10 protein-coding genes are annotated in these 10855 nt (G+C 73.7%); 5 read left to right on the top strand and 5 right to left on the bottom strand.

From position 1 onward, the window contains the following. Positions 1–87 precede the first annotated feature (87 nt). Positions 88–1473 (top strand): MBL fold metallo-hydrolase, encoded by a 1386-nt coding sequence (locus R2E43_RS36045; protein ID WP_011027250.1) that lies wholly within the window; start codon positions 88–90, stop codon positions 1471–1473. Then, positions 1470–2213 carry a sulfite exporter TauE/SafE family protein gene (locus tag R2E43_RS36040; protein ID WP_011027251.1) on the top strand — a complete coding sequence of 248 codons (744 nt, stop codon included), beginning with the start codon at positions 1470–1472 and terminating at the stop codon, positions 2211–2213. The genes R2E43_RS36045 and R2E43_RS36040 overlap by 4 nt, the downstream gene beginning before the upstream one ends. Positions 2214–2265: 52 nt before the next feature. Here R2E43_RS36040 and R2E43_RS36035 read toward each other — a convergent pair whose 3' ends face one another. Continuing rightward, positions 2266–2544, bottom strand: coding sequence for a metal-sensitive transcriptional regulator (locus tag R2E43_RS36035; RefSeq protein WP_003978241.1), 279 nt, complete (start codon positions 2542–2544; stop codon positions 2266–2268). Between the two features lie 99 nt (positions 2545–2643). Between R2E43_RS36035 and R2E43_RS36030 the strand changes: the two genes are divergently transcribed. From R2E43_RS36030 to R2E43_RS36020, 3 genes are all read left to right on the top strand, one after another. After that, entirely contained in the window at positions 2644–3228 is a 585-nt protein-coding gene (locus R2E43_RS36030) for a rhodanese-like domain-containing protein (protein WP_011027252.1), read from the top strand. A gap of 80 nt (positions 3229–3308) precedes the next feature. Beyond that, positions 3309–3950 carry a TetR/AcrR family transcriptional regulator gene (locus R2E43_RS36025; protein WP_011027253.1) on the top strand — a complete coding sequence of 214 codons (642 nt, stop codon included), beginning with the start codon at positions 3309–3311 and terminating at the stop codon, positions 3948–3950. 94 nt (positions 3951–4044) lie between these two features. Beyond that, the gene (locus R2E43_RS36020) at positions 4045–5622 is read left to right on the top strand and encodes an MDR family MFS transporter (RefSeq protein WP_231909220.1); all 1578 of its coding nucleotides are present in this window, start codon (positions 4045–4047) and stop codon (positions 5620–5622) included. 81 nt (positions 5623–5703) lie between these two features. On the opposite strand, the gene R2E43_RS36015 is transcribed toward R2E43_RS36020, so the two are convergent. From R2E43_RS36015 to R2E43_RS36000, 4 genes are read right to left on the bottom strand one after another with little or no spacing between them, the layout of a single operon-like run. After that, positions 5704–6708: a twin-arginine translocation signal domain-containing protein gene (locus R2E43_RS36015; RefSeq protein WP_030862822.1), complete on the bottom strand. Its 1005-nt coding sequence runs from the start codon at positions 6706–6708 to the stop codon at positions 5704–5706. A 42-nt stretch (positions 6709–6750) separates the two neighbouring features. Continuing rightward, positions 6751–8031: a TRAP transporter large permease subunit gene (locus R2E43_RS36010; protein ID WP_003978237.1), complete on the bottom strand. Its 1281-nt coding sequence runs from the start codon at positions 8029–8031 to the stop codon at positions 6751–6753. A gap of 3 nt (positions 8032–8034) precedes the next feature. Beyond that, a complete protein-coding gene (locus tag R2E43_RS36005; protein ID WP_030862825.1) occupies positions 8035–8679 on the bottom strand; it encodes a hypothetical protein in 645 nt (214 codons plus the stop codon). Further along, positions 8676–10805: a hydantoinase/oxoprolinase family protein gene (locus tag R2E43_RS36000; protein WP_030862828.1), complete on the bottom strand. Its 2130-nt coding sequence runs from the start codon at positions 10803–10805 to the stop codon at positions 8676–8678. Before R2E43_RS36000 ends, R2E43_RS36005 begins: the two co-directional genes overlap by 4 nt. Between the last annotated feature and the right edge of the window lie 50 nt (positions 10806–10855).

Genomic DNA, 10855 nt, shown 5'->3' with positions numbered 1-10855 from the left:
CACACCCTCTCGATACCCCCCTGGGTATATCTGTTACGGTGGCCGGAAGAGATACCCCAGGGGGTAATTCCGGAAGGAGAGCGTGCCGTGTTCTTTGTCGACGTCCTGGAGACCGAGTCACTGGGCAACCGCAGCTATCTGGCGGGCGGTCCCGACGCGGCCGTCGTCGTGGACCCGCCGCGGGACATCGACCGTGTCATCGCCGCGGCCGCCCGGCGCGGGGTGCGGATCGCCGTCGTCGCCGAGACCCACGTCCACAACGACTACGTCACCGGCGGTCTGGAGCTGGCCCGGCTCACCGGCGCGCGCTACCTGGTGCCGGCCGGGGCCGAGGTGGCGTACGCGCGCGTCGCGGTGGCCGACGGCGCCGTGGAGCCGGTCGACGCGGGGCTGGAGCTGCGCGCGGTGGCCACCCCTGGCCACACCCCGCACCACACTTCGTACGTCCTCGAGGAGGCGGGGCGGGCCGTGGCCGCCTTCACCGGCGGTTCGCTGCTGATCGGCACCGTGGGCCGGCCCGACCTCGTGGAGCCCCGGCTGACCGAGGAGCTGGCCCGCGCGCAGCACGCCTCCGCGCACCGTCTCGCGGACCGGCTCGAGGACGCGGTGAGCGTGCTGCCCACGCACGGCTTCGGCAGCTTCTGCTCCTCCACCGCCGCCGGCGGCGAGCACAGCACGATCGGTGCCGAGAGGGCCGCGAATCCGGCGCTCGTCCAGGACGCGGAGACCTTCGTCCGCGAGCTGCTGGCCGGGCTGGACGACGTGCCCGCCTACTACGCCCACATGGCGCCGGTGAACAGCGAGGGACCCGCTCCCCTGGATCTGACCGAGCCCCGCCGCGCGGACGCGGACGAGATAGCCCGGCGCCTGGCCGCGGGCGAGTGGGTCGTGGACCTGCGCTCCCGGGTGGCCTTCGCCGCCGGTCACGTCGCCGGGTCGCTCAACTTCGAGGCCGACGGACAGCTCGCGACCTACCTGGCCTGGCTGATCCCCTGGGGCAGGCCGGTGACGCTGCTGGCGCACAGTGCCGACGACCTGGCCCGCGCCCAGCGCGAGCTGGCCCGGGTGGGCATCGACCGCCCGGCCGCGGCGGCCGTGGGCTCCCCGGCCGACTGGGTCGCGGAGGGGGAGCGGCCGGCCTCGTTCCGGCGCGCCACCTTCGCCGAGCTGGCCGCGGCGCGACGGGACGGCGCGGACGACATGGTGGTCGTGGACGTACGGCGGGCCGCGGAACGCGCCCACGGGTGGGTCCGGGGCAGCGTGCACCTGCCCGTCCACGAGATCCACCGGCGCCTGGACGAGGTGCCGCCGGGCACGGTGTGGGTGCACTGCGCGGGCGGGATGCGCGCGGCGGTCGCCGCGTCCGTGCTGGACGCCGCCGGGCGCGAGGTGGTCGCGATCGACGACGGCTTCGCCGCGGCGGCCGGGGCGGGCCTCCCGCTCGTGACGCCCTCGGACGCCACCGCCGCATGACGCCGCTGATCCTCGCGCTGCTCGCCGGCGCCGCGGCCGGCGTGTCCCTGGGCGCGCTGGGGGCGGGCGGCAGCATCCTCACCGTGCCCGCGCTCGTCTACCTGCTCGGCTTCACCCCGGCGGCGGCGACCACCGCGAGCCTCGTCGTCGTGATCGTCACGTCCGTCACCGCGCTGGTGGCCCACGCCAGGGCGGGGGCCGTGCGGTGGCGGGCCGGGCTGCTGTTCGCGGCCGCGGGTGTGCTGCCCGCCGCCGGGGCCGGCGCCCTGTCCTCGCGGGTCCCTGCGACGGTGCTGACGCTGCTGTTCGCCGCCCTGGCCGCGCTGGCGGGCCTGCACATGCTGGGCCGCCGCGCGCCGCGCGAGAACGGCGCCGTGTCGGGGGCGCGCGCGGCCGGGGCCGGGGCCGGTCTCGGTGCGGTGACCGGGTTCCTCGGGGTCGGCGGCGGCTTCCTGGCGGTACCGGCGCTGGTGGCCGTCCTCGCGGTGCCGATGAGCGCGGCGGTGGGCACGAGTCTGCTGGTGGTCGGGGCGAACGCGCTGGTGGCCCTGGCCGCCCGGGCGTACTCCTCCGTACACCTGGACCTCACCCTGCTGCTGCCGTTCCTGGCGGCCGCGGTCCTCGGCGCGTGGGACGGCAGGCGGCTGGCCGCGAAGGTCTCCGCCGGGACGCTGCGGCGCGTCTTCGGTGCCGTGCTGCTCGCCGTGGCCGTGGCGATGGGCGTGTCGGCGGTACTGTGACCCGCCGACCCGCCGACCCGCCGACGCCGGCCGCCCGGCGAGCCCGCCGGCGTCAGGCCAGGGAGAGGAAGAGCTTCTCCAGCCTGGCCCGCATCTGTGCCGAGTCGCGCACCTCGGGGTCGTCACTGGTCATGCACTGCTGCAGTCCCGTGGCGATGATCGAGAACCCGGCCCGGTCCAGGGCGCGGGAGACGGCGGCGAGCTGGGTGACCACGTCCTCGCAGTCCCGGCCCTCCTCGATCATCCGGATGACTCCCGCGAGCTGCCCCTGGGCGCGCCGCAGCCGGTTCAGCGCCGACTTCAGTTCGTCGGCCGACATGTCGAGCTCCACGCTTCTCCCTCTCCTCCACCCGATACCTCACCGAACCCCACATACCCCCGCGGGTATCCTACCGCGCGGGGGGACGAACAACGAGAAAGGTCTCGCTCCGTGAACACCCCCGCAGCAACCGCCACCGCACTGACCACCGGGCAGGCGGCGGCCCGCCTGGCCGAGTTCACCGTCGTCGACGTCCGCTCCCCCGGCGAGTTCGCCGGCGGCCACCTGCCCGGCGCCCACAACGTTCCGCTGGAGCGCCTCGACGAGGCCGCCGGCACCCTGGCCGCGGCCGCCGCACGCGGACCGCTGCTGCTCGTGTGCGCCTCCGGGAACCGGTCCGCCAAGGGCTGCGCGCGGCTCGCGGCGCGGGACGTCGCGGCGGCCACGCTCGAGGGGGGCACCAGCGCGTGGGCGGCGGCCGGTCATCCCGTCGAGCGTCCGGCCGGGGCGCGTACCCCGTGGCCCATGGACCGGCAGGTGCGCCTCGCGGCGGGGTCGCTCGTCGCCGCCGGCTTCGTGGCGGGACGCTTCTGGCGGCCCGCGCACTGGCTGTCCGGCGCGATAGGCGCGGGACTGGTCTTCTCCGGAGTGACCAACACCTGCGGCATGGCCGCGGCACTGGCCCGGCTGCCGCACAACCGGCCCACCGGGGACGTCGCCTCCTTCGAGGAGACGCTGGCCCGACTGGCCGCCTGAGCCGCACCGACGACGGCGGGCGCCGATCCCTTCCGGGGTCGGCGCCCGCCAATTTTGCATGTCGTGCATCTTTGCATACCATGCAACTTATGTCGGAGAAGGGTGCCGCGGGGGGCGGTCTGCGGGAGCGGAAGAAGCGGGCCACACGTGCCGCTCTGGCCGAGGCCGCGGTGCGCCTCGCCGCCGAACACGGGGCGGAGAAGGTCACCGTCGAGGCGATCAGCGCCGCGGCCGGAGTGTCCGTGCGCACCTTCTTCAACTACTTCGACAGCCGCGACGAGGCCTTCGTGGTCATCGACGCGGACGCGGGCGCACGCATGCGGCGCGCCGTCCTGGAAGCACCGGCCGATCTCTCCCCGCTGGCAGCCCTGCGCGAGGCCATGGCGGCGGAGCTGGCCGAGGCGGAACAGCAGCACGAGCTGTGGCGGCTGCACGCCGAGGTCCTGCACGCCTCACCGCACCTCCTGGCGCGCGGCGTCGGGGCCCACATGGCGGCCGAGGCGGACCTGGCCGACGCCATCGCCCTGCGCGTGCGCGGGGACGGCGACCCGGGCGGGGACGGGCCGGGGCTCTACCCGCGACTGCTGGCCGCGGTGGCGGGCGCCGCGGTGCGCACCAGCATGGACCACTGGTCCGCCCACCAGGAGGAAGCCGCCTTCCTCGACGTCTTCCACGAGGTCTTCACCCTCCTCGCCGCCGGTCTCCCGGCACCCTCCGCGTAGCCTCCGCGCCGGGCTCGCGACCCCTCAGGACCCATCACACGAAAGAGATGCCGTGACCGCTACCCAGGCGCCCGCCGACGCGCCTCCCACCTCGATGAACCACCGGCAGATACTCCAGGCCATGTCGGGCCTGATGGCCGGCATGTTCGTCGCGATCCTGGCCGGCACCGTCGTGGCCAACGCGCTGCCCACGATCATCGCCGACCTGGGCGCCAGCCAGTCGTCGTACACATGGGTCGTCACCTCCGAGCTGCTCGCGATGACCGCGACGGTGCCGCTGTGGGGCAAGCTGTCCGACCTCTTCAACAAGAAGCTGCTGCTCCAGCTGTCGCTGAGCATGTTCGTGGTCGGCTCGCTGCTGGCCGGCTTCTCGCACGGGGTCGGGCTGCTGATCTTCAGCCGGGTCGTGCAGGGCATCGGCGCGGGCGGTCTGACCGCGCTCGCGCAGGTCGTGATGGCCTCCGTCATCCCGCCCCGCCAGCTGGGCAAGTACGCCGGCATCTTCGGCGCCGTCTTCGCGGTGGGCACCGTGGCCGGGCCGCTGGTCGGCGGTGTCCTGGTGGACACCTCGTGGCTGGGCTGGCGCTGGTGCTTCTTCATCGGCGTGCCGTTCGCGCTGCTCGCCATCGCCCTGCTCCAGCGCACCCTGCGCCTGCCCACGGTCAAGCGCGAGGTGCGCATCGACTGGCTCGGCGCCTTCCTGATCGTCGCCGGTGTCTGCGCCCTGCTCATCTGGGTGTCGCTGGCCGGCAACGAGTTCGACTGGGCGTCCTGGCAGACCGGTGTCCTCACGGGCGGCGGCGTGCTGCTGCTGGTCGCGGCGGTGTTCGTCGAGGCCCGCACGCCCGAGCCGGTCATCCCGCTCGGCATCTTCAGGAACCGCACGGTCACCCTGACCACCGTCGCCAGCCTCCTGGTCGGTGTCGCCATGTTCGGCGGGACGGTCTTCCTCTCGCAGTACTTCCAGATCTCCCTGGGCAAGTCGCCGACCGTCGCCGGTCTGATGAGCCTGCCGATGATCCTCGGCCTGCTGGTGTCCTCCACCGTCGCCGGACAGGTGATCAGCCGGACCGGCAAGTGGAAGCGGTACCTGGTGGCGGGCGCGTTCATCATGGCCGTCGGCCTGGCGCTGCTGGCCACGATCGACGCGAAGACCAACTTCGGCCTGCTCAGCCTCTACATGGCGATCCTGGGTGTCGGCGTCGGCATGCTGATGCAGAACCTGGTGCTGGCCGCCCAGAACGACGTGCCCGCCGCCGACCTGGGCGCCGCGACCTCGGTGCTGTCGTTCTTCCGCAGCATGGGCGGCACCATCGGCGTCAGCGTCCTCGGCGCGATCCTCGCCAACCGGGTCGCCGACGAGACGGCCAAGGGACTTCGCAACGCCGGTGTCACCGCCCCCGGTGGCGGCGGCTCCGGCGAGGGCAGCGTCCCGGACATGTCCACGCTGCCCGGCCCGCTGCGCACGATCATCGAGCACGCCTACGCCGTCGCCACGGCCGACCTGTTCCTCGTCGCCACGCCGTTCGCGGTGCTCGCGCTGATCGCCGTCGTGTTCATCAAGGAGAAGCCGCTGAAGACCACCAGCGGCATGGAGCGCCTGGCCGAGGAGTCCGGCGAGGGCCCCGCCGCGCCGACCGGCACCGACAAGGACCCGGCGCCCGTCGCCTGAGGCACCCGTCGAGAAGACAGCGGGGCCGCCCGTCCGATCCGGACGCGCGGCCCCGCTGCCGTGGGTGCGGCGGCCCCGGGGTCAGCCGCGGGCCATCGCGATCGAACCGGCCAGCCGCTCCCCCGCCTCGTAGATCATGTACGGGACGCCGCGGTCGGTGCCGAAGGACGGGGAGGCCGCACGGCCGTTCTCCGGTGCCGACGCCCGGGAGTCGTAGAGGACGCCGAGGTGCCTGCGGAGCGAGAAGTCGTTGCCGACCTCGGTGATCATCAGGTCGCCGCCGCTCTCCTTGTCCTTGTTGTAGACGACGTACGTGCTGTTGTTCCGGTGCAGCAGGTGCGGGCCGCCGACGTTGACCGCGCCGACGTCGCCGTGGCGGACCAGGGGCTCCTGGGCGAACGTCCAGGTGCGGCCGTCGGCGGACCAGCCCCAGCCGATGTCACGGTGGTTGGTGGTGTTGTTGACCATGAAGACCATGACGTAGTGCGCGCCGCGCGAGGGCAGTTCGTGCGGGAAGACCCGCGCGTAGGAGGTCTCGGTGGTGCCGGACGGCAGCATCGAGGTGTTCAGCACGACCTTGTCGTAGGTGAAGTGGATGCCGTCGGTGGAGCGGGCGAGCCTGGTCGTGGTGTTCTCGCCGTGGAAGTACAGCCACATCTCCTTCCGCCCGGCGTGCCACATCACGTGCGGCGAGGAGACGTGGCTGACGGAGTAGTGCGGCGACCACTTGTTGGAGACGATCGGGTTGTGCGGGTACTCCGTGAAGGGGCCCTCCAGCGAGTCGCCGTAGGCCAGGCAGATGCCGCCGGGAGCGTCGTGCGGGGCGTAGTAGAGGTAGTAGCGGCCGAGCCGGCCGCTCGCGGGCAGCCGGTCGTAGACGCCCCGGACGGTCGGGAAGATGATCTCGCCGGTGGGGTTGTAGGCCAGCTGGGACGGCGTCAGCAGGGTGCGGACGTAGGTGTAGTCGGGGAACCCGCCGGGTGCGGCGGAGGCGGTGGGCGCGGCGGTGGCGCCCAGGGCGAGGGCGGCGCCGGTGACGGCCGTGCCCTTCAGGAACAGACGGCGGTCGAGGTGCGGCTCGTGCATGTCGACTCCTGGGTGAGGGGGGATGTCACACGTACGGATGTGTCACAGGTACAGGGCGGCGGTGACGCACATGCCGCCGAGGGCGACCAGCCACACGTAGGGCAGGGTGCGGACCATGACCTGCTGCGGACTGACGCCCGCGTACTGCGCGGCCCACACGGTCTGCGTGCTGGTCGGGTCGGCGACGCCGAAGACCTGGTTGTACGAGGTGGCCATGCCGAGGACGGCGACGGCCGGGTAGATGCCGGTGGCGATGAGGACGCCCGCGATGCCCGCGCCGAGCCCGAACACGTTGAGCGGGCCGCGGTACAGGCACAGCGGCACCAGCACGGTGAAGACGATGACGAACAGCACCGGGTTCTGCGGGCTGACCGCCTTCATCAGCGGCTCCAGCGCGTCCACCGCGCCGGGGAGTTTGACGGCCGCGAGCAGGATGCCGATCGCCACGAACAGCGCGAGCGGCGGCGCGGCCACCTCGAAGCCGCCGTACAGGGTGCGCAGCAGGCGCTTGTTCATCTCGCCGGGCCGGGTGGTGGTGACCAGCGCGTAGAGCACACCGGCCAGCATCGAGGGGATGATGGCCACGTCCAGGCCGAGGGCCAGGACCAGCGGGATCACCGGGGCGAGCAGCGCGTACCAGGGTGCGTCGCCGAGGCGTTCGCGGCGCGGGGCCGGGCGGGCGGAGACCGACTTGAGCGACCAGGCGTGCTCGGTGCCGCGGCGCCGGTTCTCGATCACGACGTAGGCGACGGCGGCGACCAGGGCGAACGGGAACAGCTTCACCATGAAGCCGCGGACGGTGTCGACGGGCAGGTCGAGGGCGGTGGAGAAGAACTGCCAGACGGGCAGTTCGAAGGGGACCCCGACCGCGATGCCCATCAGCACCGTGCCCGCGGCGGTCACCTTGGGCACACCGACGGCGACCATCGCGGGGATGCCGATGATGCCGGCCAGCATCGCGGCGGGCGCGGAGCCGGTGACGGTGCCGACGAGCGCCGAGACGGCGAGGACGCCGAGGGCGACGACGGTGGGCCGGTCGCCGCCGAACTCGACGATCTTGCGGACGAGGGTGCCGGCGATGCCGGTCTCGTCGAGCAGCTTGCCGAGCCAGGAGCCGAGGATGATGGCGACCATCGTCGCCGCGAGCGCCGGGGCGCCCTCCTGGAGCACCGTGTCCAGGACGCTGTTCTTGCCCGTCAGGGGCGCGCCGGAGAGGAAGGCGATGACCACGGCCAGCAGCACCAGCGCGAAGGCGGTGGGGAGCTTGCGGGTGAGCATCGCGGCGACGCCGGCCGCCATGACGAGGAGGATGACGACACCCATGGGTCAGTTCTCTCTTCTTGCGTCACGTGCGGGTGGTGGGGTGCTCCCGGTCACGGAGCCGTTCTCGGTCTCGGTCACGGTCTCGGTCTCGGCGGCCAGGGCGGCGGTCAGCAGCAGCGGACTGCGGCCCAGTCCGCAGACGGTGCGGGCGTAGGCGTGCGCGGCCACCTCCTCGGCCCCGGCGACATGGCCGGGGACGCGGAGCCGGCCCAGGCGCAGGGCGCTGTGACCGAGGGCCTGCTTCAGCGCGGCCTTCCCGGGCCCGTGGTGAAGGTGGACGTGCACCGCCTCGTGGGCGAGGGCGGCCGCCCGCACGGAGCCGGGCGGGTACCAGGCGCGCCAGCCGCGGGCGTCGACGACCCGTTCGGCGAGATCGATGGTGTCGGTGTACAGCTCGACGGTGGGCGGTCTGGAGGTGTAGCGGGCGAGCAGCCCGAGTTCCAGTCCGCCGTCGCGCTCGACGATCCGGGCCCGGCACTCCACGGGTGCCAGGGCGGCGCCGAACGCGTCGGCCGCCCGCGCCCACCGGTGCAGCAGCTCCGGGTCCCGGTGCTCGTGGGTGGGGGTGGCGGCCAGCAGCCGCACCGCCCACCCGATGTCGTCGGTGGCGGCGAGGTCCGCCCGCGCGGGGGCTTCCTTGACGGTCATTCGCGCACCTCCAGTACGGCGACCACCGGTTCGTCGGCGGCGCGGGAGCGCAGTTCGCTGCGGGCGAGGGCGAGCAGCGGCTCGGGGTCGAGGACGCCGGAGAGGTCGGCGATGCGGGAGCCGAGCAGCAGCCGCACGGCGGGGGCGCGGACGCCTCCGTCGCCGTAGGAGGTGTGCTCGGTGACCAGCTTGGCGAGCACCTCGGGAGCGGCGGCGACGGTGGTCGCCTCGACCCGGGCGTCCGGCGCGTGGTGGCGGACGACCCCGTCGGCGTCGACCACCCGCACCGGGTGGCGGACGGGCCGGAAGCGCCGGTGGACCTCGGTGCCGTACACGGTGTGGGCCGGGGTGCCCGCGAGGACGTGCACCTTCGACGGGTCGGTCTTGAGGCTGGTGGCGGCCAGTCGCAGGCGTTCGGCGTCGTCGGCGCGGTGGGCCCGGTCCTGGGTGCGCAGTTCGGTGGCGCCGGTGGCGATGGCGCGTACGACGTTGGTCTGCGGGTCGACGGTGACCTCGACCTCGACTCCGTCGGCGGCGGCGCCCTGTTCGACCACGGCGCGCTCGGCCTCGGCGCGGACGGCGAGGATCTGCTCCTGGGTGGCGCCCGGCACGATCCGCTCGACCTGTTCGCGGACCAGCGCGAGGGCGACGCCGATGGGGCTGATGACCTCGTTGTGCCGGGCGATGCGGCCGGTCATGCCGGTGCGGGCGGCCAGGTGCGGGGTGACCGAGGCGGCGCCGCCGCCCCCGCCGACCAGGACGGCGGTGTCGGTGTCCAGCCGGTACTCGCGTACGAGGTCGTCCACGACGGACTTCACCTGGTCGGTCCCCGCGTCCAGGAGCCGAGCGGCGGCGGTGTCCACGTCGGTGCCGAGGGCGGCGGCGAGCGGGGCCAGCGCGGCGCGGGCGGTGTCCGGGTCGGCGTGGGCGAAGTCGCCCTCGGGGACCCGGCCGAGCGCGTTGGCGGCGCAGGTCATGGTGAGGGCGAACCGGCCGCCGGCCGCGTCCAGGACGGCGTAGTCGGCCGGGTCGCCGGGCAGCGGGCTGATGGTGGTCAGCTTCGCGTCCCGCAGGTCGGCCGGGTCGGCGTAGCAGGCGTACGGCAGCCCGGCGATGTGCGCGCTGCGCGGTCCGGTGCCGGTGACCCGGCCGCCGGAGACCCGCACCATGGAGCCGCCGCCGACGCCGACGGTGCGGACGTCGAGGGCGTTCAGGTAGGAGGTCCGGCCGAGCAGCACGGCGTGCCGTACCGCGACCTTGCCGCGCCTGACGACGCTGATGTCGGTCGAGGTGCCGCCGGTCTCCAGGAACACGCCCTCGCTGACGCGTTCCTGCATGAGCGCGCCGGCGACCCCGGCGGCCGGCCCGGACAGCACGGTCAGCAGGGGTCTGCGCCGCATCTCGTCCAGGGACATGACACCCCCGTCGCAGCGCATCACCATCAGCGGCGCGGTGACGCCCGCCTTGGTGATGGAGGCGTCGACGAGGTCGGCGGTGGCCAGCATGCGCGGCAGGATCGCCGCGTTGACGACGGCGGTGCGGGTGCGCTTGCGCAGCCCGTACAGGGAGGTGATCTCGTGCGCGGCGGTGGTCGGCAGGCCGGTGGCGCGGGCGGCCTCCGCGACCGCCTCCTCGCCCTCGGGCCGGTCGACGCCGAAGGGCTCGCTGGCGACCAGCGCCTGGGCGCCCGCGGCCATGAGCTGTTCGACGGCGGCCCGAACGGCGGGGGCGTCCTCGGGGTCGGGCACATGCGCGTAGTGCAGCGGGAGCCGTTTGCCGGGGGTGAGTTCGAGTTTGGCGAGGGTGGCGAGCCTGCGGGTGAAGTACGTCCCGCCGCCGGTGCCGATGCCGAGCAGGCCGACGGTGGCGACGTCGCCCTCCAGCAGGGCGTTGGTAGCCTGGGTCGTGCCGTGTGCCAGGAAGGCCACATCGGCGGGTGCGTGTCCGGTCTGCGTCAGCAGCCGGTCGAGCGCCTCGACGATGCCGTGTGCGACACCGTCCTCGTGATGGTGGCTCGTGGGGACCTTCACCTGGCCCACGAGCCGGAGCGTCGTGGCGTCGACCGCCACGGCGTCGGTGAAGGTTCCGCCCACGTCGATGCCGACGCGGATGCGGTGGGTGGTCATGTCCGGGCACCTCCTTGTGCTGGGTCGGTCCACGCGCGGGCGGTCACCGG

The organism is Streptomyces violaceoruber, from assembly GCF_033406955.1.
GTDB classification, from domain to species: Bacteria; Actinomycetota; Actinomycetes; order Streptomycetales; family Streptomycetaceae; genus Streptomyces; species Streptomyces violaceoruber.
The sequence above is the reverse complement of the archived record's forward strand: the minus strand, read 5'-3'. Positions and strand labels throughout refer to the sequence as shown.